Below are 26,806 nucleotides of genomic sequence, written 5' to 3' on the forward strand. Positions count from 1 at the left end.
GACGATAGAGGCCGCCGCACCGCGTTTCCGCGGCACGACGGCCTCTATCAGCAGGGTGAGTGACGGGACTCGAACCCGCGGCATCCTGGACCACAACCAGGTGCTCTACCAGCTGAGCTACACCCACCATGAGCGGCGCTGTCCCGGCTGAACTTGCTGCTGGGGTGGCGCCGCCTCGAAAAGTGTACAGGGTGGCGGGGGGTGGTCGCGCCCTTGTTTCCCGCGCCCCGGCCTACGCGTCCCCGCCCCGGCCTACGCGTCCCCGCCCCGGCCTACGCGTCCCCGCCCTGCCCTACGCGTCCCCGCTCATCGCACGACGTGGCGGGCCGCGATGGTGCGGGCCGTGTCGCTGTCCGGGCCGGGCTGGGGGACGAAGACGGCCTCGCGGTAGTAGCGCAGCTCCGCGATGGACTCGCGGATGTCGGCCAGCGCCCGGTGGTTGCCGTTCTTGTCCGGGCTGTTGAAGTACGCCCGGGGATACCAGCGGCGGGCCAGCTCCTTGATCGAGGAGACGTCCACGATGCGGTAGTGCAGGTGCTGCTCGAGGGTGGGCATGTCGCGGGCCAGGAAACCGCGGTCGGTGGACACCGAGTTGCCGCACAGCGGAGCCTTGCGCGGCTCGGCGACCTGCGACCGTACGTAGTCGAGCACGATCGTCTCGGCCTCGGCCAGCGCCACCCCGCCGGCCAGCTCCTCCAGCAGCCCGGAGGCGGTGTGCATCTGCCGGACCACGTCCGGCATCGTGTCGAGCGCCTCGGCGGGCGGGCGGATGACGATGTCCACCCCCTCGCCGAGCACGTTCAGCTCCGAGTCGGTGACCAGCGCCGCCACCTCGACCAGCGCGTCGTGCGCCAGTGACAGGCCGGTCATCTCACAGTCGATCCACACCATCCGGTCGTTCATGCGTCTCACCCTACGGGGCGATCACGCGGTCCCGGCAAGGCGGCGCCCACACCGCGTCCGGCGCGCAGCCGGCCGCGCCCGGGGCCGTCCGCCGGGTCGCCCCTGCCCGGCTGCTCGGGCACCCGGGCGGCGAAGCCGTCGCTGTCCGGTTTCCCGGGCGCCGTCAGCACCTGGGAGACCGGCACGTGCCCGGCGGCGATGGGCACGCCGGTGGTGCGGCGCAGCGCGGCCAGGTCGGCGGGAGCCGGCGGGCGCTCCTGGTCGTCCTGCGGGCTGCGGGCCCGGTAGGCGGCCCGGTAGGACGCGGGGGAGGAGCCGAGCTGCCGCCGGAAGTGGCCGCGCAGGGCGACCGGGGAGCGGAAGCCGCAGCGGCCCGCGACCTCGTCCACCGAGTAGTCCGACGTCTCCAGCAGCCGCTGCGCCTGCAGCACCCGCTGGGTGATCAGCCACTGCAGCGGCGCGCTGCCGGTCAGCGACCTGAACCTGCGGTCGAAGGTCCGCCGGCTCATGTAGGCGCGGGCGGCCAGCGCCTCGACGTCGAACTGCTCGTGCAGGTGCTCCAGCGCCCAGGCGACGACCTCGGCCAGCGGGTCGGCGCCGATCTCCTCGGGTAAAGACCTGTCGAGGTGCCGCTGCCCGCTCTGCCAGTCGGCCCGTCGCGGCGGTACGACCAGCCGCCTCGCCAGCGCGGCGGCCGCCTCGCCGCCGTGGTCGGTGCGCACCACGTGCAGGCACAGGTCGATTCCGGCCGCGGTGCCGGCCGACGTCAGGACGTCGCCGTCGTCCACGAACAGCTCCCTGGGGTCCACATGGACCGACGGGTAGCGCTTGGCGAGCGTGGGCGCGTACATCCAGTGCGTGGTGGCGGGCCGGCCGTCCAGCAGCCCGGCCGCCGCCAGCACGAAGGCGCCGGTGCACAGGCCGATGATCCTGGCGCCCTCCTCGTGGGCCCTGCGGATCGACTCCAGGGCCTCGGGCGGCGGCGCCTGGGAGATCGACCGCCAGGTCGGCACCACGACCGTGCCGGCCCGGGAGAGCGCTTCCAGGCCGTACGGCGCGGTCAGTTCGAGGCCGCCGGTGGTGCGCAGCGGCCCGTCCTCGCCGGCGCAGACCAGCAGCCGGTAGCGGGGTACCCCCGCGTCCTGGCGGTCTATGCCGAAGACGGACAGCGGTATGGAGCTCTCGAAGATCGGGCCACCGCTGAAGAGCAGCACGGCGACCACTTCGGGCCGCCGGCGCGCGGAGAGCTTACGGATGGCGCGAGGTGATGCCGATGCTGCTTGCGACGGACTCTCCGTCGCCGTACCGGAACCGGACTCCTGGCTCATGGAGCTCAAGCCCCCCTCGAATCGACGCGTCGTCACCTCGGTCCTGCACGTTCCCCCCCGCGAGGCCACCCATGATCAAATCTACTGTGCCAGGTGGGGCGCAAGTGACACCTTCGGCACCTGACGGCAAGTCGACAAGACAACGTGGCGTAAAGCATTCGATCACGAAGCGTTTCACTCGTGGCGCCATGAGGGAAGTACGCCTCCCGTCACTTCGGCCACGCAGCGCGTCATCCGCGACACGCCGCATCGTAGAACCGCAGGTGGCAGAGGTGTTAGCGGGCGCGAATCCGAACGGAAGCGCAGGGCTGAGAAGTTGGCCGAAAAAAGCCGTTCAGGAGCCGGATGCGCGTAAAAGGCGCCGGGTGGTGCGCCGGGGTGCCGTACCGGGGCCCTCGCGCGGCAGGGTCGAACGGTTCATTCCGGCGGATTTGCCGTGGCCGGAGCGGGTATGAGCCGGATACGGCGCACGGCCGCCCGCGGGTGATCCGATGCGCCCCCGAGATGCTCCGGTGCGCCGCGGCGTGCAGCCGGTTGGCGGGATGGCGTTGCGCTCTCGCCGCCGCTCCGGCATTCTCCTGGGAACTCGGGGTAAACGCCCCGCGAGGCCACCGGCGCATCTGTGCAGGCGGACTTCGCGGCCGTACTCTGGAGAGAGCGGGACGGGAAGTGACGAACTGGCCCATAACGGCCGATCCGGCGGACCGCCCCGCAAGCACCGTCCTGTCCGCTGCTCGGCGCGTCAGCGCCGCCCTCGCCGAGAATCCGCATCATGGCCGGTCATGACTTCCCCGAGCCCGCCGATCGCAGGCCGCTCGCCGAATCGGCGGCACTGCCCGAGCAGGCCCCAGCCCTGAGCCACGCCTGTGATCCCGCCTTTCGGCACGGCGTCGTGGTGGGCTTCGACGGTTCCGTTTCCAGCGAGCGCGCGCTGTCGTACGCCATCGGTATGGCACGCAGGACGCATTCCGCGCTGATCATCGTGCATGTCGCCAACCGGCTGCCGGCCACCGTGTGGGCGGGCTGCGAGCCGCCCGTCTTCGTCGACGTCCCCGACCACCGCACCGAGGTCCTCGGACTGGAGCTGGCCTGCGCCGACCACCTCGCCGAGATCTCCTGGGTGCTGGTCGAGCGCGGCGGCGACATCTGCCACGAGCTGGAGGAGGTCGGCCGGGAGTACGAGGCCGACGCGATCGTCGTCGGCGGCACGCACGGGCTGGCCGGGCGGATCTTCGGCTCGGTCGCCGGACGGCTGGCCCGGCGGGCGCAGCGGCCGGTGGTGGTCATCCCGTAGCACCGCACGACGCACGGGTGGGGCCGGTCCGAGCGACCGGCCCCACCCGTATGCGTACGCGCGCGTGGCGTGCGGACGGCTGCCCCGCCGTGGCGGCTACTCCACCGTGACGGACTTCGCCAGGTTGCGCGGCTTGTCGATGTCCCGGCCCAGCGCCAGCGCCGTGTGGTAGGCGAAGAGCTGGAGCGGGATGCCCATCAGGATCGGGTCCAGCTCGTCCTCGTTCTTCGGCACCAGGATGGTGTGGTCGGCCTTCTCCTGCTCCTGGTGCGCGACCGCCAGGATCCGGCCGCTGCGGGCCTTGATCTCCTCCAGCGCCGCGCGGTTCTTCTCCAGCAGGTCGTCGTCGGGGATGATCGCGACGGTCGGCATCGACGGGTCGATCAGCGCCAGCGGCCCGTGCTTCAGCTCCGAGGCCGGGTAGGCCTCGGCGTGGATGTAGCTGACCTCCTTGAGCTTCAGCGAGGCCTCGCGGGCCACCGGGTAGCCCCGGACCCGGCCGATGAAGAGCATCGAACGGGCGTCCGCGTAGGCCTTCGCCAGCTGCTTGATCTCCGGCTCGGTCTTGAGGATCTCCTCGATCTGGGCCGGCAGCCTGCGCAGCCCCTCGATGATCCGCTTGCCGTCGGTCACCGACAGGTCCCGCACCCGGCCCAGGTGCAGCGCCAGAAGCGCGAAGGCGACCACGGTGTTGGTGAAGCACTTGGTGGACACCACGCACACCTCGGGCCCGGCGTGCACGTAGGTGCCGCCGTCCGCCTCCCGGGCGATCGCGGACCCCACGACGTTGACCACGCCCAGCACCCGCGCGCCCTTGCGCTTCAGCTCCTGGACGGCCGCCAGCACGTCGTAGGTCTCGCCGGACTGCGACACGGCCACGTAGAGCGTGTCGGGGTCCACCACCGGGTTGCGGTAGCGGAATTCCGACGCCGGCTCGGCGTCGGCGGGGATACGCGCCAGCTCCTCGATCAGCCCGGCGCCGATCTGGCCGGCGTGGTAGCTGGTGCCGCAGCCCAGGATCTTGATCCGGCGCACGCTGCGCGCCTCCCGGGCGTCCAGGTTCAGACCCCCGAGATGCACGGTCGCGAAGCGGTCGTCGATCCGCCCGCGCAGGACCCGGTCGACCGCCTCGGCCTGCTCGAAGATCTCCTTGTGCATGTACGTGTCGTGGCCGCCCATGTCGTACGACTCGGCCTCCCACTCCACGGTGGTCGGCGTGGCCGTGGTCTGCGAGCCCTCGGTGGTGTACGTGCGGAAGTCGTCGGCCTTCAGGGTGGCCATCTCGCCGTCCCCGAGGGTGACGACCTGCCGGGTGTGGGCGACCAGCGCGGCGACGTCGGAGGCGACGAACATCTCCTTCTCGCCGATGCCCAGCACCACCGGGGAGCCGTTGCGGGCGACCACGATCCGGCCGGGGAAGTCCTGGTGCAGCACCGCGATGCCGTACGTGCCCTCGACCGACCGCAGCGCCTCGCTGACCTTCTTCTCCAGCGTCTCGGCGGCGGACCGGGCGATCAGGTGGGCCAGCACCTCGGTGTCGGTCTCGGAAGCGAAGACGGTGCCCTCGGCGGACAGCCGGGCGCGCAGCTCCGAGGCGTTGTCGATGATCCCGTTGTGGACGACCGCGACCTTCTCCTCGGCGTCCAGGTGCGGATGCGCGTTGACGTCGCTGGGCGCCCCGTGGGTGGCCCAGCGGGTGTGGGCGATGCCGGTGGTACCGGCGAAGCGCTTCGGGATGCGCGACTCCAGCTCGCGTACCCGGCCCTTGGCCTTGACCGTACGCAGCTCGCCCGACTTGCCGGTGATGACGATGCCGGCCGAGTCGTATCCCCGGTACTCCAGCCGCTGCAGCCCTTCGAGCAGCAGCGGCGCCACGTCGCGCTTGCCGATGTATCCGACGATTCCGCACATGTGCCGTCCGTACCTCTCCGTCGTCCTCTGTGCCTGGTGTGCCCTGCGTGCCCTGCGTTCTCCGGTGCCCTGAGTGGCCTCAGCCGTCTCAGCCGTAGACGATGCGGCGCAACTGGCGCTGGGAGAGCGCGGCCGGGGCGACCGCCCGGTGCGGCAGCTCCTCGCCGATCCGCTCGAAGATCTCCGCGTTGACCAGGCCCTTCGCCTGGAGCTCGCGGTGTCTGCGGCGGACGTACTCCTCGGTCGTCTCGTCGAAGTAGGCCAGGACGTCCAGCACCACCCGGGACGCCTCGCCGCGGTGCAGCGGCGTGGTGCGCACCAGGTGGTCGATCAGGTCTTCGTAGGACGTCCGGCGTTCGAGCACCCGTTGATACTGGTGTGATGATCTTTACTTTGCAAGAATCCTGCCCGATTCCGGGCAGGATCGCAGGTCAAGAAGAGCCAAAGGAGTGACGACGGGGGATTCGGCGCCGTGCGGCTGGGCGGCTGGGCGGCTGGGCGGGCGGCCCGGGCGGGTGGGCGGCCGGCCTGGGCGGCCGGCCCGGCGGTCGGCTGGTCGGCCCGGCCGGCCCGGGCTGTCGGGGGTCGGTGCCGGCCGCAGGGACGGGGGCCGTCGAAGCGACCGGACGGGCGCGGCCGGTCGGTCGAGCGGTCGGGCGGGGCCGCCCGGCGGGCGGGGGGGGGCGGGGCTGCACGGGCGGGCGGGGCCATACGGGCGGGGGCGGGGCCGCACGGGCCGGCGGGGGGTCGGGCCGGGCCGTGCGGGGGAACGGGGCCGTACGGGCGGGCCGGTGCGGCGAGTCTCCCGGCGCCCGCTGCCGGGGGACTCAGCCCGCCAGGCCCAGCTCCCTGGCGATCAGCATCCGCTGCACCTCGCTGGTGCCCTCACCGATCTCCAGGATCTTGGAGTCACGCCACATCCGGGCCACCGGATACTCGTTCATGAAGCCGTAGCCGCCGTGGATCTGGGTGGCCTCCCGGGCGTTGGTCACCGCGATCTCCGACGAGTACAGCTTGGCCAGCGCCGCCTCCTTCTTGAACGGCTCCCCGTGCATCAGCCGCGACGCCGCGTCCCGCCACGCCAGCCGCGCGGTGTGCGCCCGCATCTCCATGTCGGCGACCTTGAACTGGATCGCCTGGTTCGCGCCGATCGGCCGCCCGAACGCCTCCCTGGTCCGCGCGTACTCCAGCGACTCGTCCACGCAGCCCTGCGCCAGGCCGGTCGCCAGCGCCGAGATCGCGATCCGCCCCTCGTCCAGGATGCGCAGGAACTGCGCATAGCCCCGGCCCTTCTCGCCGAGCAGATTCGCCGCGGGCACCCGGCAGTCGGCGAAGGACAGCTCCCGGGTGTCCGAGGCGTTCCACCCGACCTTGCTGTACTTCTTCGACACCGTGAAGCCGGGTGTGCCCGAGGGCACGATGATCGACGAGATCAGCGGGCGGCCGTCGTCGGTCCTGCCGGTCACCGCCGTGACCGTGACCAGGCCGGTGATGTCGGTGCCCGAGTTGGTGATGAAGCTCTTGGTCCCGTTGATCACCCACTCCCCGGTCGCCTCGTCCAGCCGGGCCGTGGTGCGGGTGCCGCCCGCGTCCGAGCCGCAGTCCGGCTCCGTCAGCCCGAAGGCCCCCAGCATCTCGCCCGAGCACAGCCGCGGCAGCCACTCCCGCTTCTGCTCCTCGGTGCCGAACCTGAACACCGGCATCGCGCCCAGCGACACCCCGGCCTCCAGGGTGATCGCCACCGAGGAGTCCACCCGGGCCAGCTCCTCCAGCACCAGGCACAGCGCGAAGTAGTCGCCGCCCATCCCGCCGTACTCCTCGGGGAAGGGCAGCCCGAACAGGCCCATCCGCCCCATCTCCCGCACGATCTCGTACGGGAACTCGTCCTGCTCGTAGAACCCGCCGATCTTCGGCGCGATCACATCCCTGGCGAACTCCGCGACGGTGGCGCGCAGCTCCTCGTACTCCTCGGACAGGCGGTGGTCGATCGGCATGGCTACTGCTCCCGGTGGGTGAGGGCGCGGACGGTGCGGGACGGGCTGGGCCGCCCCAACTGCTCCGCCATCCAGACGCTTGTGGCGCTGAGGCGGTCGAGATCGACCCCGGTGCTGATGCCGAGTCCGTTCAGCATCCACACGAGGTCTTCGGTCGCGAGGTTCCCGGTGGCGCTCTTCGCGTACGGGCAGCCGCCGAGCCCGCCGGCGGAGGCGTCCACAACGGTGACGCCCCGCTGCAGGGCGGCCAGCGTGTTGGACAGCGCCTGCCCGTAGGTGTCGTGGAAGTGCACCGCGAGATGCTCCACCGGGATCCCGCCGCCTCTGTCCGCCGTGCCGCCCGGCCCGCCGGTCAACTCGTCCAGCAGCGCGGTGACCTGTCCGGGCGTCGCCACGCCGATGGTGTCGCCGAGGCTCAGCTCGGTGCAGCCCATCCCGTACAGCCGGCGGGCCACCGCCGCCACCTGCCCGATCGGCACCGGTCCCTCCCACGGGTCGCCGAAGCACATCGACAGATACCCGCGGACCGCCGCACCCGCCGCCCTGGCCCGCGCCACCACCGGCTCGAACATCGCCAGCGACTCGTCCACCGTCCGGTTGAGATTCGCCCGCGCGAAGGACTCCGTCGCGCTGCCGAAGACCGCGATCTCCCGCACGCCCAGCTCCAGCGCCCGGTCCAGCCCCCGCTCGTTGGGCACCAGCACCGGCAGCCGCACCGCCCGGCCGCGCCCGCCCGGGCCGGCGGCATCCGCGCCGCCGGTCCCGGTGAGGTCGGCGAGCAGCGGCATCAGCTCGGCGGCGTCCGCCAGCTGGGGCACCCACTTGGGATGCACGAAGCTGGTCGCCTCGATCGTCGTCAGCCCCGCGTCGGCCAGCCGGTGGACGAACTCCGCCTTCACCGCGGTCGGCACGGTCCGCTGCTCGTTCTGCAGGCCGTCCCGGGCGCCGACCTCGTGGATCCGCACCTGCCGCGGCAGCCCGTCCGCGGCGACCGCCATCGGCAGTCCCAGGCCCAGCACTCCGGGCACCTGCGGTGCGCCGCCGGTCCCGCTCTCCCGCCCGCCGCCCGTCCCGGTCACGACGCCTCCCCGGGCCGGCCGGCCGCCGGGTCCGGCGTGCCGTCGCCGGGTCGCTCGGCGGGGGTGACCACGGCCAGCACCTGGTCCATCGCCACCGCCGAACCCGGGCTGACGTCGATCTCGGTCACCGTTCCGTCGTGCGGGGCGGTGATCACGTGCTCCATCTTCATCGCCTCCACCACCAGCAGGCTCTGCCCGGCCACCACGTCCTCGCCCTTGGCGACCTTCACCACGGTCACCGTGCCCGGCATCGGCGCGGTGAGCGCGCCGCCGCCCGCGCCCAGCGCCGCCCCCCGCAGGGCCGCGGCGACCGGGTCGTAGGGCTGCACCCACCAGCTCTCGCCGTCCCGGCCCAGCCAGTCGCCGGCCCGGAAGAAGGTGTGCACCAGGCCGCCGGTGTGCAGCCGCGCCCGCGCCCCGTCGAGCGTGACCGTGGCCGCCGTCACCGGGCCGTCCCCGATCCGCACCTCGCCCTGCCTGACCCGCACCGCCACCGGCTCGTGGCCCGGCACCCGCAGGTGGTGCACGGTCCAGGCCGCCTCGCCGCCGAGCCGCCAGCCGCTGGGCACCGAGAACGGATCGGTCCAGCCGTCCGCCCCCGGCGCAGGGGCCAACGCCGCCTGCCGCAGCAGCGCCCCGGCCGTATAGACCTCGTCGGGCACGCCGTCCGGCACCAGCGAGGCGGCCTCCCGCTCGATCAGCCCGGTGTCCAACTCGCCCGCGACCACCGCCGGATGCCCCAGCAGCCGCCGCAGGAAGGCGGTGTTGGTGTCCAGCCCCAGCACCACCGTCTCCGCCAGCGCGGCCCGCAGCCGCCGCAGCGCCGTCGCCCGGTCGGGGCCGTGGGCGATCACCTTCGCCAGCATCGGGTCGTAGGCGGTGCCGACCTCCGTCCCCGCCAGCAGGCCGGAGTCCACCCGCACCCCCGGCCGCCCGGCCGGTTCGTGCAGTGCCAGCACCGGTCCCGCCGAGGGCAGGAAGTCGATCCGGCCGTCACCGCTCCTGGCCGTCTCCGCGCAGATCCGCGCCTCGACCGCATGCCCGGTGAGTGTCACGTCCTGCTGGCCGAAATCCAGCGGTTCGCCGGCCGCCACCCGCAACTGCCAGGCCACCAGGTCCAGTCCGGTGACCATCTCGGTCACCGGGTGCTCGACCTGCAGCCGGGTGTTCATCTCCATGAAGAAATACGCCGACGGGTCGGCTCCTGGCACGATGAACTCCACCGTTCCCGCCCCGGTGTAGCCGCAGGACCTGGCCGCCTGTACCGCGGCCTCCCCCATCGCCGCCCGGGTCGCCGGGTCGAGCAGCACCGAGGGGGCCTCCTCGATCACCTTCTGGTGCCTCCGCTGCAACGAGCACTCCCGCTCGCCCAGGTGCACCACATGGCCGTGCGCGTCGGCCAGTACCTGGATCTCGATGTGCCGCGGCTGGTCGATCCAGCGCTCGACCAGCAGGGTGTCGTCGCCGAACGAGCCCAGGGCCTCGCGCCGGGCCGCGGCGATCTCCTCGGCCAGCGCCGCCTCGTCGCGCACCAGGCGCATGCCCTTGCCGCCGCCGCCCGCCGACGGCTTGAGCAGCACCGGCAGCCCGATCTCCCGGGCGGCCGCGGCCAATTCCGTGTCGGTCAGCCCGCTGCCGCTGCTGCCGGGCACCACCGGCACGCCCGCGGCCCGTACGGTCTCCTTGGCCCGGATCTTGTCGCCCATCAGCTCGATCGCGTCGGCCGGCGGCCCGATGAAGACCAGACCCGCCTCGGCGCAGGCCCTGGCGAAGCCGGCATTCTCGGCGAGGAAGCCGTAGCCGGGATGGACGGCTCCGGCGCCGACGGCCACGGCGGCCCGCACTTGGTCGACCACCGACAGATAACTCCCCACCCGCACCGCGGTGTCGGCCTCCCGCACATGCCGGGCGTCGGCGTCGGCCTCGGTGAAGGCGGCGGCCGAACGCACCCCCAGCTCACGCAGGGTGCGGATGACCCGGACGGCGATCTCGCCCCGGTTGGCGACCAGGACGGTGCCGAAGGGGGCGCCCGCGGTGGCGGCGCCGTTCGCGGCGGTGGCGATGGACTTGCTGCTGGTCATCACGGCCCTCACATCCGGAAGACGCCGTAGCCGGGCGCGGCGGGATCGGCGGTGGGCAGCGGTGCGTTGGCGCAGGCGGTGAGCGCCAGGCCCAGCACGGTGCGGGTCTCCATCGGGTCGATCACCCCGTCGTCCCAGAGCCTCGCGGTGGCGTAGTAGGCGTTGCCCTGGGTCTCGTACTGCTCGCGGACCGGTTGCTTGAAAGCCTCCTCGGCCTCCTCGCTCCACTTCTCGCCGGCCGCCGCGAGCTGGTCGCGCTTGACGGTGGCCAGCACCGAGGCGGCCTGCTCGCCGCCCATCACCGAGATCTTGGCGTTGGGCCACATCCACAGGAAGCGCGGGCTGTAGGCCCGGCCGCACATCGAGTAGTTGCCGGCGCCGTAGGACCCGCCGATCACCACGGTGAGCTTCGGCACCCGGGCGCAGGCCACCGCGGTGACCATCTTGGCGCCGTGCTTGGCGATGCCGCCGGCCTCGTACTGCCGGCCGACCATGAATCCCGAGACGTTCTGCAGGAAGAGCAGCGGGATGCCGCGCTGGTCGCACAGCTCGATGAAATGCGCGCCCTTAAGGGCCGATTCGGCGAACAGGATGCCGTTGTTCGCCACGATCCCCACCGGGTGCCCCTGGATATGGGCGAAGCCGGTGACCAGCGTCGTGCCGTACTCCGCCTTGAACTCGGCGAAGCGGCTGCCGTCGACGAGCCGGGCGATCACCTCGCGCACGTCGTAGGGGGTGCGGGAGTCGACCGGTACCGCTCCGTACAGCCCCGCGGGGTCCACCGCGGGCTCTTCCGCGGGCCGCAGCGTCCAGGGCGGTGCGCCGCGGGCGGGCAGCGTCGCCACGATGTCCCGGACGATGCTCAGGGCGTGCGCGTCGTCCTCGGCGAGATGGTCGGTGACTCCGGAGATCCGCGAGTGCACCTCGCCGCCGCCCAGCTCCTCCGCTGTGACCACCTCTCCGGTGGCGGCCTTCACCAGCGGCGGACCGCCGAGGAAGATCGTGCCCTGGCCGCGCACGATGACCGCTTCGTCGCTCATCGCCGGGACGTAGGCGCCGCCCGCGGTGCACGAGCCGAGCACGGCGGCGATCTGCGGGATGCCGCGGGCCGACATCGTGGCCTGGTTGTAGAAGATCCGCCCGAAGTGGTCGCGGTCGGGGAAGACCTCGTCCTGCCGGGGGAGGAAGGCGCCGCCGGAATCCACCAGGTAGACACACGGCAGCCGGTTGTCGAGAGCCACTTCCTGGGCGCGCAGATGCTTTTTCACCGTGACGGGGTAATAGGTGCCGCCCTTGACGGTCGCGTCGTTGGCGACCACGACGACCTCCCGCCCGGCGACCCGGCCGATGCCGGCGATGACTCCGGCGGCCGGTGCCTGCCCGTCGTACATCCCGTCGGCGGCCAGCGGCGCCAGTTCCAGAAAGGGGGAGCCGGGGTCGAGCAGCCCGTCCACCCGGTCCCTGGGCAGCAGTTTCCCGCGCGCGGTGTGGCGGGCTCTGGCCTTCTCGCCGCCCCCGAGGCGTGCGGCGGCCAGCTTGTCGCGCAGGGCCGCGCTGAGCGCGGTGTGTGCCTGAGCGTTGACGCGAAACGCCTCCGACGCCGGGTCCGCGGCGCTGGTCAGGGCGGGTGCTGCCATGGTTCGGCCCCCCGGTGGTGCGAGTGAGGATGTTAGCGAGCGTTAACTGATGACACCACGTTAACGCTCGCTAACAGAATTGTCTAGACTCGATCCCATGAACTCGACGAACACGGCGGTCAGCCGCCGCGACCAGATCCTCAGGGAGGCCGCGCGACTGTTCGCCGAGCGCGGCTTCCACGGTGTGGGGGTGGACGAGATAGGTGCCGCGGTCGGCATCAGCGGCCCCGGGCTCTACCGGCACTTCGCGGGCAAGGACGCCATGCTCGCCGAGCTGCTGGTCGGGATCAGCGGCCGGCTGCTGACCGCGGGCAAGCGGCGGGTGGCGGAGGCGGCGGATCCCGAGGGGGCGCTCGACGCGCTGATCCGCGGTCACATCGACTTCGCTATCGACGACCGCCCGCTGATCACCCTGCACGACCGCGAGCTGGACCGGTTGCGCGAGTCCGACCGCAAGCTGGTCCGCCAGCTCCAGCGCCAGTACGTGGAGGAATGGGTGGCGGTGGTCGCCCGTGTCCACCCCGGCGCGACCGAGCGCGAGGTGCGGGCCGCCGTCCACGCGGTGTTCGGCCTGCTGAACTCGACCCCCCACCTGGGTGCCCAGTCCAGCCTCCCGGGCCGCAGGGAGATGTCGGAGCTGCTGCGCGGGCTGGCGCTGGGCGCCTTGGGCGCCCTGGACAGCACCGCGGACTGGCGGGTAACTTACTGAGCGCTTGCTTACCACCAGGGAGCAGCGGTCAGTCACCACTCGCCGACGGGAGGCGCGCTGTGCGTCGTACGGTGTTCAACGAGGACCACGAAGCATTCCGCGAGACGATACGGGCCTTCATCGAGGCCGAGGTCGTCCCCGTCTACGACGAGTGGCTGGCCGCGGGCCAGGCCCCGCGTGACTTCTACTACAAGCTCGGCGAGCTGGGCGTCTTCGGTATCGAGGTGCCCGAGGAATTCGGCGGCGCCGGCGAGGAGAGCTTCAAATTCCAGGCCGTCCTCAGCGAGGAGTGTGCCCGCGCCGGGGTCAGCTTCGGCGGCAGCAGCGTGCACACCGGCCTGTGCCTGCCCTATCTGACGGCCTACGCCACCGATGAGCAGAAGAAGCGCTGGCTGCCCGGCTTCGCCAGCGGCGAGACCATGTTCGCCATCGCGATGACCGAGCCGGGCACCGGTTCCGACCTGGCCGGTATGAAGACCACCGCCAAGCTCTCCGCCGACGGCAGCCACTACGTGCTCAACGGCGCCAAGACCTTCATCACCGGCGGTGTCCACGCCGACCGCGTCATCGTCTGCGCCCGCACCGCGCCGGCCACCGCGGAGGACCGCAGGGCGGGCATCTCGCTCTTCGTGGTCGACACGAAGTCCGAGGGCTACGCGATAGGCCGCAAGCTCGACAAGCTCGGCCTGAAGGTCTCCGACACCGCGGAGCTGTCCTTCTCCGACGTCAGGGTGCCGCTGGAGGACCTGCTCGGCGAGGAGGGCAAGGGCTTCTCCTACCTCGGCCAGAACCTCCCCCAGGAGCGGCTGGCCATCGCGGTCGGCGCCTACGCGCAGGCCGCCGCCGCGATCCGCTTCGCCCAGGCCTACGTCCAGGAGCGGACCGTCTTCGGCAAGACCGTCGCGTCCTTCCAGAACACCAAGTTCGAGCTGGCCGCCTGCAAGGCCGAGGTGGACGCCGCGGAGGCCGTCGTCGACCGCGCCCTGGACGCCCACGACCTGCGCGAGCTGACCGCCGCGGACGCCGCGTCCGCGAAGCTGTTCTGCACCGAGGTCGCCGCCCGGGTGATCGACCGCTGCCTGCAGCTGCACGGTGGGTACGGTTATATGAACGAGTACCCGATCGCGCGCCTGTACGCCGACAACCGCGTCAACCGCATCTACGGCGGCACCAGCGAGGTCATGAAGTCGATCATCGCCAAGTCGATGGGCCTGTGAGCGAACTGAACGAGCCTCTTGAAGCCCTGCTCGACCTGCTCGACCTGGAGCGGATCGAGCAGGACATCTTCCGCGGGGTCAGCCGCACGGCGGTCGTGCCGCGGGTCTTCGGCGGCCAGGTGGCCGCCCAGGCCCTGGTGGCGGCGGGCCGCACCGTGCCCGAGGACCGCGGCGCGCACTCGCTGCACGCGTATTTCCTACGGCCCGGCGACCCCGGGGCGCCGATCGTCTACCAGGTCGACCGGATCCGCGACGGCCGCTCCTTCACCACCCGGCGCGTCGTGGCGATCCAGCACGGCCAGCCGATCTTCCACCTCTCGGCCTCCTTCCAGGCCGCCGAGGAGGGCCTGGAGCACCAGGAGCCGATGCCGCAGGCGCCCGACCCGGAGACGCTGCCCGAGGCCGCGGAGCTGCTGCCGGCCCACGCCGACAAATTCCCCGACCCCAGCGTGATCGACCGGCTGCTGGAGGCCCGCGCCGCCGTCGACCTCCGCTATGTCGAGGACCCGCCGTTCCTGACCGCGGGCACCGCGCGCGAACCGCGCTCGCAGGTCTGGTTCCGCACCCGCGGCAAGCTGGCCGACGACCCCCTGCTGCACGTGTGCCTTGCCACGTACGTCTCGGACATGACACTGCTGGACTCGGTGCTGCTCGCCCACGGTCGCGGCGGCTGGGCGGTCGGCGACGTCGTCGGCGCCAGCCTGGACCACGCCATGTGGTTCCACCGGCCCTTCCGCGCCGACGAGTGGCTGCTCTACGACCAGCAGAGCCCGTCGGCCTCCGGCGGGCGCGGTCTGGCCTCGGCCCGTATCTACACCCAGGACGGCAGGCTGGCAGTCTCGGTGATCCAGGAAGGCCTGGTCCGCACCCCGCGCACCTGAGGGCACGGGCGCGGCTCTGCCAAAGGGACGCCCGGTCGTACGGGGCGGGCCGGGGTCAGACCGCCTCGGCGGACGGGCCGACCGGCAGCCTGGCCCGTACCAGGAAACCCCCGGACGCGGCCGGCAGCGCGTCGAAGTCCCCACCGAGCTGCACCGCGCGCTCGCGCAGCCCCTCCAGCCCGTGACCGCCGGACGGCAGCGCGGGCTGCGCCGCCTGCGCGCCGGGGTCGTTGCGCACCTCGACCAGCAGGGCGCCGTCCGACCGCCGTACCAGCACCCGGGTCCTGGCGCCCGGCGCGTGCTTGCGCACATTGGTGAGCGCTTCCTGCACGATGCGATATGCCGCGTGCTGCACCTCGGCGGGCGGCGCGTCGCCGCCGTCCGTGCCGTCCGCCACCCCGTCGAGCTCGCCGTGGGTCCGCGGCCCCGCGGCGGCGACCAGCGCCGGGATGCCGGCGAGCCCGGGACCCGCTGCCAGCTCCTCCCCCGACGTCACCGACAGCCGCAGCAGGCCGACCATCCGCCGCAGCTCGTCCAGCGCGTCCCGGCTCAGCTCCCGTACGGCGCCGGCCGCGGCGCGGACCTGCGGGCCCTCGGCCGTCACCTCTAGCGCGCCGGACTGCACGGCGATAAGGCTGAGGTGGTGGGCCACCGTGTCGTGCATCTCGCGGGCCAGCCTGGTCCGCTCCATGACGACCGCCTGCTCCGCCGCCAGCGAGCGCTCCCGCTCCCTGCTGGCGGCCAGCTCGTCGAGTCGCCCGGCCAGCTCGCGCCGGGAGGAGGCCAGCAGGCCGAGCGCGGTGGGCGCGACGGCCAGCAGCGCGGACAGCATCAAGGCGAGGATGGTGTCCGACAGCGTCCAGCCGACCGGGTCGCGGAAAGGCCACGGCACGAAGCCCACCACCGCGGTGACCAGCGCGCAGCCGCCGATCAGCGCCTCCCTCGCGGGCACCCGCCGGAAAGCCGGCCACGGTATCCGCCGCGGCACGGCCCGCGCCATCCGCGGCCCTTGCGTCGGAAAACGCCCGGGACGGCCCGCGGAGACCTCGTAGAGCGTGCCCATCGGGGAGAACCAGATGTAGCCGAGCGCCAGGGCGGGCAGCGTCAGAGTGAAGGCCGTCAGCGGAAAGCGGCGCCGCAGCAGCAGCGCCGCCGTGCCCAGGCAGGCGAATCCCAGTGCCACGGAGCCGCCGAAGGAACGGGTGGCCCACACCTCGGTCGCGGACAGGGCGAGCAGCGCGGCATCGGGGGCCGCGGCGCGGAGGTTCACGGGCGCTCCGGCAGCCGGGCGAGGCCCGCCCGGTGGGCTATGACGGCGGCGGCCACCCGGTTGGGGGCGCCGAGCTTGCGCAGCACCGCCCGGACGTGGTCCTTCACCGTGCCCACCGATATCCGCAACTGGTCCGCGATCCCGGCGTTCGGCTCGCCCGCGGCGAGCAGCCGCAGCACCTCGCGCTCGCGGTCGGTGAGAGTGCCGACGGCCGCCTCCCGCGCGCTGTCCGCGGTGCCAGGCTCGGCGTTCGGCTCGGCATATTGCGACGGCTCCCCGAGGAAGCCGTCGACGACGGCACGGGCGACCGTCGGGGTGAAGACGGTGCCGCCCGCGGCCAGGATGCGGACGGCGTCGATCAGCGTGCCGACCGCGGTGTCCTTGAGCAGGAATCCGCTCGCCCCGGCCGCCATGGCGGCCCGCAGATGGGCGCTGGTGTCGAAAGCCGTCAGCATGGCCACGGCGGGCGGGTCGTCCAGTGCCCGCAGCGCCCGCAGCACGCTCAGGCCGTCGTCGGGCCCCGGCATCACCGCGTCGAGCAGCACCAGGTCGGGGCGGGCCGCCGCAACCGCTGCCAGTGCCTGGTGGCCGTCACAGTCCGCGACGACACGGATGTCGCCGGAGGATTCGAGGATGCTCCGCAGGGCGGCCCTGACCAGCGCTTCGTCATCGACGATCGCTACCTGAACCACGGCTCCGCCTGCCTTCCTCGACCTCCTTCACTGATCGTAACGAGGGATCGGGGACACGTCAGCTCCGCGCGGACCTCACCGCTGCGTCAGGCGGGCACCGGGAGCCCCGCGGCGGCCAGCAGGTAGGCCGTCATCGGCGCGTAGTGGTGTGGCGGCACGTTGTCGTCCAGCGGCACCGTCACCAGCAGGCTGCCTTCGGCCTCGCCGACGAAGAGCGCCGGGTCGTTGCAGTCCGCGAAGCCGACCGTGTCGATGCCGCGGCCGCCGGCGCAGCCGGCCCAGCCGTGGTCGGCGACCACCAGGTCGGGCGGTGCCTGGCCGTCGCGCTCCAGCGCCGTGAGGATCTCCCGCATCGGGTCGGGCGAGTGGGTGTGCACCAGCCCGCCGGCCCTGTGCAGCATGGAGACCGCGGCAAGGTGCCGGATCTCGCCGCCGTCGGCGTAAAGGTGCTCGGCCGGGGTGATCACGGTGCAGCCCGCCGCCCGCAGCGCCGCGGCCAGCTCGTGGTGCACGGCGTAGAGGCCCGCAGGGTGACCGGTCGCGAGCAGCACCCGGGAGCGGTTCTCCACCGCCTTGTGCAGCACCACGGCCATCCGGTCCAGCGCGTCGACCGTCAGCTCGGGGTCTATCGTGTCCTGCCCGCTGCGGTGCCCCGCGTCGGGCACCACCCCGCAGCGCTCCGCCATCAGGTCGAGCACGGCTTCCTGGTCCGTCCACCGGTTGCCGAGGTCGAGCCCGAACCAGTAGTAGCGGTTGCCCTCCGCCAGTTCCCGGTAGTGGTCGAGGTTGTTCTCCCGGCTGGTGGCGACATCCCCGGCGATCCGGGTGCGTATCAGGTGGGAGACGAGGGCGCGGCGGGTGGGCGCGGCAGCGGCGGGATCCTTGGACATGAGGACATTGTCCCGCCCCCGCGCCCTGGCGAGCGACCTCCCCCGGATCGACGCAGAGGCGTAATAGACCACGCCGATGCGCGGAAACGTACATTTCGGGGACTTCCGGTGACGGCATACGGTCGGCCGGACCCGCACCGGCCAGCACCGCACGCGGACAGCGCGACCAGCGCACGCGGTGGACACGGTCCCGCCCCGCGGAAACCACCGCAGAAGCCACGCAGAAAGGCAGCCACCATGAGCAGCGCACAGCCGCGCGGCCCCGTCGACTCCTCCCGTGTCCCGCGTTACGCGGGTCCCGCGACCTTCGCCCGCCTGCCTCGTCTGGACGAGGTCGGCATCGCCGACGTCGCCGTGGTCGGCGTCCCCTTCGACAGCGGGGTGTCCTACCGTCCCGGTGCCCGCTTCGGCGGCAACGCGATCCGCGAGGCCTCCCGGCTGCTGCGGCCGTACAACCCCGCCCAGGACGCCTCGCCCTTCGCGCTCGCCCAGGTCGCCGACGCCGGCGACATCGCGGTGAACCCGTTCGACATCGGCGAGGCGGTGGAGTCCGTGCAGGCGGCGGCCGGCGACCTGCTCGACACCGGGGCCCGGCTGATGACGCTCGGCGGCGACCACACCATCGCGCTGCCGCTGCTGAGGGCCGTCGCCCGCAAGCACGGCCCGGTGGCGCTGCTGCACTTCGACGCCCACCTGGACACCTGGGACACCTACTTCGGCGCCGCCTACACCCACGGCACGCCCTTCCGGCGGGCGGTCGAGGAGGGCATCCTCGACACTTCCGCGCTGTCCCACGTCGGCACCCGCGGCCCCCTTTACGGGCGCAAGGACCTGGACGACGACGAGCGGATGGGCTTCGGGATCGTGACCTCGGCCGACGTCATGCGCCGCGGGGTGGACGAGGTCGTCCAGCAGCTCAGGGAGCGGATCGGCGACCGGCCGCTCTACGTCTCGGTCGACATCGACGTCCTCGACCCCGCCCACGCGCCCGGCACCGGCACCCCCGAGGCGGGCGGCCTCACCTCGCGCGAGCTGCTGGAGATCCTGCGCGGCCTGGCCGGCTGCCGGCTTGTCTCGGCCGACGTGGTCGAGGTCGCCCCGGCTTACGACCACGCCGAGATCACCTCCGTCGCGGCCTCCCACACCGCCTACGAGCTGACCACGATCATGGCCCGGCAGATCGCCGCCTCCCGCTGAGCCGGGCGTCCGCCGCGTCCGCCGCCCGCTGAGCCCGCAGACCCCGCCCCCCGCCCGCCGGTGCCGAATCACCCGAAAGGATTAGGACCAAGGTCGCACTCTTGTGCGACCTTGGTCGTTGTTTTGTTGCAGGAGGATGAAACGCGCAGCTCGCCGCGTTGCAACCTCGGAGCGGCAGGCGAGCAGGGGACGCACGGCAGACGATGGGGTGGAGGACTGCGTGACGACGTCGAAGCCGGTGACGGCGGCGAAGGACGGCCCGGAGCAGGGATGGCTCCGGCGGCTGTCGGCGTACTGCTGGCGCTACAGGAGCACCGTGCTGCTGTCGCTCGGCGCGTCGCTGGCCGGTATGGCGGTCACCGCCCTGGTGCCGCTGGTGCCCAAGCTGATCATCGACGACGTGATCGTCAAGCACGACAAACCGCTCACCCCCTGGGCGGTCGCCCTGGTCGTCGCCGCGGTCGTGGTCTATGGGCTGACGTTCATGCGCCGGTATTACGGCGGACGGCTCGCCCTCGACGTGCAGTACGACCTGCGCAACGAGATGTTCCGTACGATCATGCGGCTCGACGGCCGCCGGCAGGACGAGCTGAGCACCGGACAGGTCGTCGGCCGCGCCACCAGCGACCTGCAGCTGATCCAGGGGCTGCTGTTCATGCTGCCCATGGTCATCGGCAATCTGCTGCTGTTCCTGCTCTCGCTCGTCGTCATGCTGATGCTCTCGCCGCTGCTCACCCTGGTCGCGCTGGCCGTCGCGCCGGCGCTGTGGTTCATCGCCAACCGCTCCCGCCGGCGGCTCTTCCCCGCGACCTGGTATGCCCAGGGGCAGGCGGGCGCGGTAGCCGGGATCGTCGACGGATCCGTCACCGGCGTGCGGGTCGTCAAGGGCTTCGGCCAGGAGCAGCAGGAGATGGGCAAGCTGGCCACGGTCAGCCGCAGGCTCTTCGCCGGGCGGCTGCGTACGGTCCGGCTCAGCGCCCGCTACACCCCGGCGCTCCAGGCGGTGCCCTCCCTCGGGCAGATCGGCATGCTGGCCCTCGGCGGCTGGATGGCCGCTCGCGGACAGATCACGCTGGGCACCTTCGTCGCCTTCTCCACCTACCTGGCCCAGCTCACCGGCCCGGTGCGGATGCTCACCATGGTGCTGACCGTCGGCCAGCAGGCCAGGGCAGGCGTGGAGCGGGTCTTCGAGCTGATCGACACGGAACCGACCCTGGAGGAGGGCACCAAGGCGCTTCCCGCCGACGCCCCCGCCACCGTCGAGTTCGACCACGTCACCTTCGGCTACAGCCAGGACCGCCCGGTCCTCGACGGCTTCGACCTGACCGTCGCCCCCGGTGAGACGGTCGCCGTCGTCGGCGCCTCCGGCTCCGGCAAGTCCACCGTCTCGCTGCTGCTGCCCCGCCTCTACGACGTCACCGGCGGCGCCGTCCTGGTCGGCGGCACCGATGTGCGCGAGCTGACCTTCGACTCGCTGCGGTCGGTCATCGGCATGGTGCCCGAGGACAGCTTCCTGTTCTCCGACACGGTGCGCGCCAACATCGCCTACGGACATCCCGACGCGACCGAGGAGCAGATCCTCGCCGCCACCCGCGCCGCCCAGGCGCACGGCTTCATCGCCGCCCTGCCGGACGGCTACGACACGGTGGTCGGCGAGCAGGGCCTCACCCTGTCCGGCGGCCAGCGGCAGCGCGTCGCGCTCGCCAGGGCCATCCTCACCGACCCCCGGCTGCTGCTGCTCGACGACGCGACCTCGGCGGTCGACGCCCGGGTGGAGGCCGAGATTTTCGACGCGCTGCGCGAGGTCATGCGCGGCCGTACGACGCTGCTCATCGCCCACCGCCGCTCCACCCTGGCGCTCGCCGACCGGATCGCGGTCCTCGACGCCGGACGGCTGTCCGACATCGGCACGCACGACGAGTTGCAGGAGCGCAGCGCCCTCTACCGTGCCCTGCTGACCGACCCGGACGCGCTCGGCGCCGACGTGGTCGAGATCGACCCGGCGGGCGCCCTCGGCCGCGCCGGCGGGCCGCCCGTGACCGCCGACCTCGACCTCGGGCAGGGCGAGCAGGACGGGGACGCGGCCGGGGGCATCACCCCCGAGCTGTGGCCGGCCGACCGCCGTGTCGCCGACGAGGACGACCCGGCCGGCGGCGCCCCGCTCGCCGGAGCGGCGGCGTCCCGGCCCGGTGGTGGACCCGGCGCGATGGCCGGCGCGCTGGCGGGCATGCCCGCCACCCCTGAGCTGCTCGCCAAGGTGGCCGCGCTGCCGCCCGCCCTCGACACCCCGCAGATCGACGAGGAGCGGGCGCAGCAGGCCGACCAGGCCTTCGGCCTGCGCAGCCTGCTGCGCGGCTTCCGCACCCCGCTGCTGCTGAGCCTGCTGCTGGTCGCCGTCGACGCCCTCGCCGGGCTGCTGCTGCCGGTGCTCATCCGGCACGGCATCGACGCCGGTGTCCGGCGCCAGGCACTGGGGGCGGTATGGGTGGCGTCGCTGCTGGGCCTCGGCCTGGTGCTGCTGCAATGGGCGGTGGAATGGGGTTCCACCCTGCTCACCGGACGCACCGGCGAGCGGGTGCTGTACACGCTGCGGGTCAAGATCTTCGCCCACCTGCACCGCCTCGGCCTCGACTACTACGAGCGCGAGCTGACCGGCCGCATCATGACCCGGATGACCACCGACGTGGACGCGCTGTCCACGTTCCTGCAGACCGGCCTGGTCACGGCGCTGGTCAGCGTGCTCACCTTCGGCGGCATCCTGGTGGCGCTGCTGGCCATCGACGTCGAGCTGGCGCTTGTGGTCTTCGCGACCCTGCCGATCCTGGTGGTCGGCACCTGGTTCTTCCGCCGCAAGTCAGTGCGGGCGTACGAACTGGCCAGGGAGAAGGTCGCCGTCGTCAACGCCGACCTCCAGGAGCATGTCGCCGGGCTGCGCGTCGTCCAGGCCTTCCGCGGCGAGCGGCGCGGCGCCGAGCGTTTCGCCGAGCGCGGCGACGACTACCGCAAGGCGCGGGTGCGCGGCCAGTTCCTGATCTCCGTCTACTTCCCGTTCGTGCAGCTGCTGTCCAGCGTGGCGGCCGCGCTGGTGCTGATCATCGGCGCCCACCGGGTCAGCGCGGGCACTCTGACAGCCGGCGCGCTGGTGGCGTATCTGCTGTACATCGACCTGTTCTTCTCACCCGTCCAGCAGCTCTCGCAGGTCTTCGACGGCTACCAGCAGGCGACCGTCTCGCTCGGCCGGATCCGCGAGCTGCTGCGCGAGCCCACCACCACACCGGCCGCCGCCAAGGCCCGGCCGGTCGGCCCGCTGCGCGGCGAGATCGCCTTCCGCGACCTGCACTTCCGCTACGGCGGCCCGCAGGCCGCCGGCCCCGAGGCCCTCGGCGGCATCTCCCTGCGGATACCCGCGGGCCAGACGGTGGCCTTCGTCGGCGAGACGGGCGCGGGGAAGTCCACCCTGGTGAAGATGGTGGCGCGGTTCTACGACCCGACCGACGGCGCCGTGCTGGTCGACGGGGATGACATCCGCGAACTCGACCTGACCGCCTACCGGCAGCGGCTCGGCGTCGTCCCGCAGGAGCCGTACCTCTTCGCCGGCACCGTGCGTGACGCCATCGCCTACGGCAGGGCGGACGCGAGCGACGCCGAGGTGGAGGCCGCGGCCCGGGCGGTGGGCGCGCACGCGATGATCGCGACCCTGGAGGGCGGCTATCTGCACCAGGTCGCCGAGCGCGGCCGGAATCTGTCCGCCGGCCAGCGGCAGCTGATAGCGCTGGCCCGAGCCGAACTGGTCGACCCGGCGATCCTGCTGCTGGACGAGGCGACCGCGGCGCTTGACCTGGCCACCGAGGCACTGGTCAACCAGGCCGCCGACCGGCTCGCGACCCGCCGCACCACGCTGGTGGTCGCGCACCGGCTGAGTACCGCGGCCCGCGCCGACCGGGTGGTCGTCCTCGACCACGGGAAGGTGATCGAGGACGGCACGCACGAAGCGCTGCTGGCGCGCGACGGGCGCTATGCCGAGCTGTGGCGCACCTTCACCGGCGAGGTGCGGGCGGCCGCCTGACACGCCGTCCACCCGCACCCCCCCGGTTTGTCGCAGGGCCTCAGTAGTCCAGCCCGTAGCCGATCGGGTAGAGCGCCGTCGACGGATCGTCGGCACGCGGCACCGCGACCGGCAGCCGGCCGGCGGGTGCCGCCTTGCCGGCGATCACCCGGGCCGCGGCGCGCATCGACACGTCGGTCCAGCCGTAGGTGGCCAGCGACGCGGCCACCGGCGGCAGGAAGGCGATGTCGTACGGGTTGCGGATGGCGACGGTGACGACCGGGACGGATGCCGCGGTGAGCGCGGCGACCAGTGCGATCTGCGCGGGCGCCGCAGAGGTCACGTTGTAGGTGCAGACGACCACCGCGTCCTTGCCCGCGGCCGCCGCCACCGCCTGGTCGATCACCCCCTGCGCCGGCGCGGTGCCGGTGGACAGCGCCTGCGCCGGGTGGCCGAGGTCGGTCAGCGCCTTGGCCAGCACCGCGGTCGGCGGACCGCCGGTCCCGGACGGGGCCGCCGGATCGGCGCCGACCACCAGCAGATTCCGGTGCGAGCGGCGCGGCAGGGGCAGCGCGGCCCCGCCGTTGGCGAGCAGGGTGATGCCGCGTTCGGTGATCCGGTCGGCGGTCGCCAGATGCGCGCGCGTACCGACGGCCCGGTCGACCCCGGCATGCGTCACGTAGGGGTTGCGGAAGAGGCCCTTGCGGAATTTGAGCGCGAGGATGCGCTCCAGCGAGACCTCGATGCGCTCCTCGGTCAGCTCGCCCGAGGCCACGGCGTCCATGACGCCCTGGTAGGCGACGCCCAGCAGCGGCGGGTTGAGCAGCTGGTCGGCGCCGGCCTTGAGCGCGAGCACCGGCACCCGGTCGTCGCCGTACTTCTCCCGCACCCCCGCCATGTCGAGCGCGTCGGTGACCACCACACCGTCGTAGCCCAGCTGCTCGCGCAGCACACCGGTGAGGATCGGGTACGACAGCGTGGCCGGGTCGCCCGAGTCGTCCAGGGCCGGCACGAGGATGTGCGCGGTCATGATCGAGTCGATGCCCGCCGCGATCGCCGCACGGAAGGGCGGGGCGTCGACGGTCTGCCACTGCTCCAGCGAGTGGGTGATGATCGGCAGCGAGAAGTGGCTGTCGGTGCCGGTGTCGCCGTGCCCGGGGAAGTGCTTGGCGGTGGAGGCGATCCCGGCGCTCTGATACCCCTTGACCTGCGCCGCGGCCAGCGCGGCGACCGCGGTGGGGTCGGCGCCGAAGGAACGCACCCCGATCACCGGATTCCCCGGGTTGATGTTGACGTCGGAGACGGGGGAGTAGTTCTGGTTGACGCCCATGGCGGCCAGTTCGGTGCCGATCACCCGGGCGGCCGTCCGGGCGTCCGCGGGGCTGCCGTCGGCGCCGAGTGCCATGCCGCCGCCGAAGAGGGTGGCCGGTGCGCCGATCCTGGCGACCGCGCCCTGCTCCTGGTCGGTGGAGATCAGCAGCGGTACGGGGGTGCCGTGCGAGAGCGCGGCGCGCTGGATGCCGTTGGAAAGGTCGGCGATCTGGTGCGGGTTCTGGGTGTTGTGGGCCCACGCGAAGTAGATGATGCCGCCGACGTGGTAAGTGGCGAGCAGCTCCGCGGCGTTCGAGACGCCGATCTCGCGCTGGTTGGCGGCCACGTCCGCGGGGGCGGGGTCGGTCGCCGACGCTCCGTAGATCCGCATGACGAACAGCTGGCCGACCTTCTCCGCCAGGCTCATCCGCTGGATGATCGCGCGGATTCGGCGGCGGTCCGCGCCGCTCGGCCTGGATTCGGCGGCCGCGGCGGAGGAGGCCGCTCCGGCCATGACGACCGAGCCGGCTGCTGCTGCGGTGAGGACACTGCGGCGGGATGGGTGATGGTGCAAGACGAACTCCTTCTGGGCGGAGGAGAGTGCACGCGGTGAAAGTAATTTCCAGATGTACACGGATAGCGTGGAAGTTTTCGCCAGTCAATGGCCTGGTCGAACCTTCGCGCGGGCCGTGTCGTGGTGCCGGCCCTTCCGGCCGGCGCCGACGGGATGTCAGCCGAAAACAGGCTGCGCCGGTATGCGCTCCCTCGCCACCTGGAAGACCACCGACACGCGGAAGGCCCTCAGGCACTCCGGCGGCGGTTCCGGCTGGCTGACCCGCAGTTCGAGCCGGCTGCCCGACACTTCGAGCGCCGCCGCGGTGGCCGCGCTGCACCCGGTCGTCGCCGTCCAGCCGACCAGCACCTGCCGGCCGAAGTCGGTGCCACTTCCCGCCGCCACGATCCGCGCCCGCGCCTGCGGGTCACCCGGCCCGAACGCCGCGGCATACCGCTCGACCTCGGCCCGGTCGTGCAGCACCTGGTGACCGTCCGTCGGGCCCTTCGGCGCCGCGGAGAAGAAGACCACCCGGTCCACCGCCGCCCCACCGCTCGGCTGCGCGGTGCGCGAGGCGCTCGCCGAGCCCGGCGCGGTACCGGGCACGCCGTCCGGCGCGCCGCTGCCGGACCGCTCACCGCACCCCGCGCCCAACATCGCGAGCGTCACGGCCAGCACCGTGACCGGGACCGTCCTGCCCATCCTGCGCACCGTCCTCGTCAGCACCATGCCGATGGGACGGTCGCCCGGCCCTACCGGTTCCGTAGCGGCGCGGGACGACCGGCGGCAGGCGTCACGACCGGGTGGCCGGCGGTCCGTGCCGCCTCCCGTGCCGCCTCCCATGCCGACGTGTGGTGAACGCATGCTCCGATCATCGACCGCCCGCGCCCTTTCAGCGCGCAGCCGGCCAGTGAGCCCGCAGCGTGTCCACCGCCACCTCGATCGACGGCCTGCGCGACGCACCCGCCCGCCACAGCGCGTACAGCCGCCGCACCGGCGCCGGTTCCAGCCGCAGCACCCGCACCCCCGCCGGTATCTGCCCGCGTCCGAGCCTGGGCACCAGCGCGATACCGAGACCGGCCTCCACCAGGGCCATCTGCGTGCGGTACTCGCCGACCTGGTAGGCCATGTCCGGCTCGGTCCCGGCCTCCCGCAGCGTCCTGACGAGCCAGTCGTGGCAGACCGAGCCGGGCGGCTGGCAGATCCACCGCTCCCGCGCCACGTCGGAGCGCAGTAGTCCCTCCCGGTCCGCCAGCCGGTGGCCGGCCGGCACCAGCACGTCGCACCGATCGTCACCGACGACCACCCGCTCCACACCCTCGGGGGCGGGAAGCGGGGCGATGTCCCAGTCGTGCGCCACCGCCAGATCCACCACCCCGCGCGCCACCAGGTCCACCGACAGGTGGGCATCCACCTCGACGAGCCGCAGGTCCAGCGCCGGGTGCTTCGCCGCCAGCGCCGCCAGGACCGGCGGCAGCAGCCCGCACGCCGCGGTCGGGAAGGCCGCCAGTGTCAGCCGCCCGGACGGCCTGCCCCGCTGCTCCTCCAGGGCGACCTCCGCTTCTTCCACGATCGACAGCAGCCGCTCGGCCGTGGCGACCAGCAGATGCGCGGCGTCGGTGAGCGCCACCCCGCGGCCCTGGCGCTCCAACAGCACCGTGTGCGTCTCCCGCTCCAGCTTTGAGATCTGCTGCGACACCGCCGAGGGCGTGTAGCCGAGCGCGGTGGCCGCGGCACCGATGGAGCCGTGCGTGTGCACCGCGTGCAGCGCCTTCAGGCGCCCCAGATCGAGCATGCGTCCCTCCTCCGCCCTC

The 26,806-nt window shown here is 72.8% G+C and carries 20 protein-coding genes and 1 tRNA gene; 6 read left to right on the top strand and 15 right to left on the bottom strand.

The window, feature by feature from the left end; genetic code table 11:
• Window positions 1-54 precede the first annotated feature (54 nt).
• From BUE44_RS03995 to BUE44_RS04005, 3 genes are all read right to left on the bottom strand, one after another.
• Window positions 55-127, bottom strand: a tRNA-His gene (locus BUE44_RS03995).
• 179 nt (window positions 128-306) lie between these two features.
• Window positions 307-903, bottom strand: a complete 597-nt coding sequence (gene orn, locus BUE44_RS04000; protein ID WP_073493755.1) for an oligoribonuclease — start codon at window positions 901-903, stop codon at window positions 307-309.
• Window positions 904-908: 5 nt separating this feature from the next.
• Entirely contained in the window at window positions 909-2,231 is a 1,323-nt protein-coding gene (locus tag BUE44_RS04005) for a helix-turn-helix domain-containing protein (RefSeq protein ID WP_073493757.1), read from the bottom strand.
• Window positions 2,232-3,003: 772 nt separating this feature from the next.
• On the opposite strand from BUE44_RS04005, the gene BUE44_RS04010 reads away from it, so the two are divergent.
• Entirely contained in the window at window positions 3,004-3,525 is a 522-nt protein-coding gene (locus BUE44_RS04010) for a universal stress protein (protein ID WP_033172780.1), read from the top strand.
• A gap of 96 nt (window positions 3,526-3,621) precedes the next feature.
• On the opposite strand, the gene glmS is transcribed toward BUE44_RS04010, so the two are convergent.
• From glmS to BUE44_RS04040, 6 genes are all read right to left on the bottom strand, one after another.
• On the bottom strand, window positions 3,622-5,436 hold the full coding sequence (gene glmS / locus BUE44_RS04015; protein ID WP_073493759.1) for a glutamine--fructose-6-phosphate transaminase (isomerizing): 1,815 nt from the start codon (window positions 5,434-5,436) through the stop codon (window positions 3,622-3,624).
• Window positions 5,437-5,524: 88 nt separating this feature from the next.
• Window positions 5,525-5,800, bottom strand: a complete 276-nt coding sequence (locus BUE44_RS04020; RefSeq protein ID WP_033172782.1) for a hypothetical protein — start codon at window positions 5,798-5,800, stop codon at window positions 5,525-5,527.
• 463 nt (window positions 5,801-6,263) lie between these two features.
• Window positions 6,264-7,430, bottom strand: coding sequence for an acyl-CoA dehydrogenase family protein (locus tag BUE44_RS04025; protein WP_200804326.1), 1,167 nt, complete (start codon window positions 7,428-7,430; stop codon window positions 6,264-6,266).
• A 2-nt stretch (window positions 7,431-7,432) separates the two neighbouring features.
• On the bottom strand, window positions 7,433-8,428 hold the full coding sequence (locus BUE44_RS04030; protein WP_073494511.1) for a hydroxymethylglutaryl-CoA lyase: 996 nt from the start codon (window positions 8,426-8,428) through the stop codon (window positions 7,433-7,435).
• 77 nt (window positions 8,429-8,505) lie between these two features.
• Entirely contained in the window at window positions 8,506-10,590 is a 2,085-nt protein-coding gene (locus BUE44_RS04035) for an acetyl/propionyl/methylcrotonyl-CoA carboxylase subunit alpha (protein WP_073493761.1), read from the bottom strand.
• Window positions 10,591-10,598: 8 nt separating this feature from the next.
• Entirely contained in the window at window positions 10,599-12,227 is a 1,629-nt protein-coding gene (locus BUE44_RS04040) for a carboxyl transferase domain-containing protein (RefSeq protein WP_073493764.1), read from the bottom strand.
• Between the two features lie 97 nt (window positions 12,228-12,324).
• Between BUE44_RS04040 and BUE44_RS04045 the strand changes: the two genes are divergently transcribed.
• Genes BUE44_RS04045 through tesB form a run of 3 tightly spaced genes read left to right on the top strand, consistent with a single transcriptional unit; the run spans window position 12,325 to window position 15,034 of the window.
• Window positions 12,325-12,936, top strand: a complete 612-nt coding sequence (locus tag BUE44_RS04045) for an SACE_7040 family transcriptional regulator (protein WP_073493766.1) — start codon at window positions 12,325-12,327, stop codon at window positions 12,934-12,936.
• A gap of 59 nt (window positions 12,937-12,995) precedes the next feature.
• Window positions 12,996-14,153, top strand: coding sequence for an acyl-CoA dehydrogenase family protein (locus tag BUE44_RS04050; protein ID WP_073493769.1), 1,158 nt, complete (start codon window positions 12,996-12,998; stop codon window positions 14,151-14,153).
• A 5-nt stretch (window positions 14,154-14,158) separates the two neighbouring features.
• Window positions 14,159-15,034, top strand: coding sequence for an acyl-CoA thioesterase II (gene tesB, locus BUE44_RS04055; RefSeq protein WP_073494513.1), 876 nt, complete (start codon window positions 14,159-14,161; stop codon window positions 15,032-15,034).
• Window positions 15,035-15,089: 55 nt separating this feature from the next.
• On the opposite strand, the gene BUE44_RS04060 is transcribed toward tesB, so the two are convergent.
• The 3 genes from BUE44_RS04060 to BUE44_RS04070 form a co-directional block, all read right to left on the bottom strand.
• Complete coding sequence (locus BUE44_RS04060) at window positions 15,090-16,304, bottom strand: sensor histidine kinase (protein ID WP_079189471.1); 1,215 nt, start codon at window positions 16,302-16,304, stop codon at window positions 15,090-15,092.
• Entirely contained in the window at window positions 16,301-16,996 is a 696-nt protein-coding gene (locus tag BUE44_RS04065; protein WP_073493774.1) for a response regulator, read from the bottom strand. The genes BUE44_RS04060 and BUE44_RS04065 overlap by 4 nt, the downstream gene beginning before the upstream one ends.
• A gap of 86 nt (window positions 16,997-17,082) precedes the next feature.
• Window positions 17,083-17,886, bottom strand: a complete 804-nt coding sequence (locus BUE44_RS04070; RefSeq protein ID WP_073493776.1) for a phosphatase — start codon at window positions 17,884-17,886, stop codon at window positions 17,083-17,085.
• Between the two features lie 237 nt (window positions 17,887-18,123).
• Here BUE44_RS04070 and speB point away from each other — a divergent pair, with 237 nt between their 5' ends.
• Window positions 18,124-19,083, top strand: a complete 960-nt coding sequence (speB, locus tag BUE44_RS04075; protein ID WP_073493778.1) for an agmatinase — start codon at window positions 18,124-18,126, stop codon at window positions 19,081-19,083.
• A 136-nt stretch (window positions 19,084-19,219) separates the two neighbouring features.
• On the top strand, window positions 19,220-23,149 hold the full coding sequence (locus BUE44_RS04080) for an ABC transporter ATP-binding protein (protein ID WP_079189472.1): 3,930 nt from the start codon (window positions 19,220-19,222) through the stop codon (window positions 23,147-23,149).
• A gap of 40 nt (window positions 23,150-23,189) precedes the next feature.
• On the opposite strand, the gene BUE44_RS04085 is transcribed toward BUE44_RS04080, so the two are convergent.
• The 3 genes from BUE44_RS04085 to BUE44_RS04095 all read right to left on the bottom strand — a co-directional run bounded on the left by BUE44_RS04085 (window position 23,190) and on the right by BUE44_RS04095 (window position 26,787).
• Window positions 23,190-24,953, bottom strand: coding sequence for a glycoside hydrolase family 3 protein (locus BUE44_RS04085; protein WP_407640004.1), 1,764 nt, complete (start codon window positions 24,951-24,953; stop codon window positions 23,190-23,192).
• Window positions 24,954-25,169: 216 nt separating this feature from the next.
• A complete protein-coding gene (locus BUE44_RS04090) occupies window positions 25,170-25,721 on the bottom strand; it encodes a hypothetical protein (protein ID WP_235001897.1) in 552 nt (183 codons plus the stop codon).
• A gap of 163 nt (window positions 25,722-25,884) precedes the next feature.
• Window positions 25,885-26,787, bottom strand: a complete 903-nt coding sequence (locus BUE44_RS04095; RefSeq protein ID WP_073493784.1) for a LysR family transcriptional regulator — start codon at window positions 26,785-26,787, stop codon at window positions 25,885-25,887.
• Between the last annotated feature and the right edge of the window lie 19 nt (window positions 26,788-26,806).

The organism is Actinacidiphila paucisporea, from assembly GCF_900142575.1.
Taxonomy (GTDB): Bacteria; Actinomycetota; Actinomycetes; order Streptomycetales; family Streptomycetaceae; genus Actinacidiphila; species Actinacidiphila paucisporea.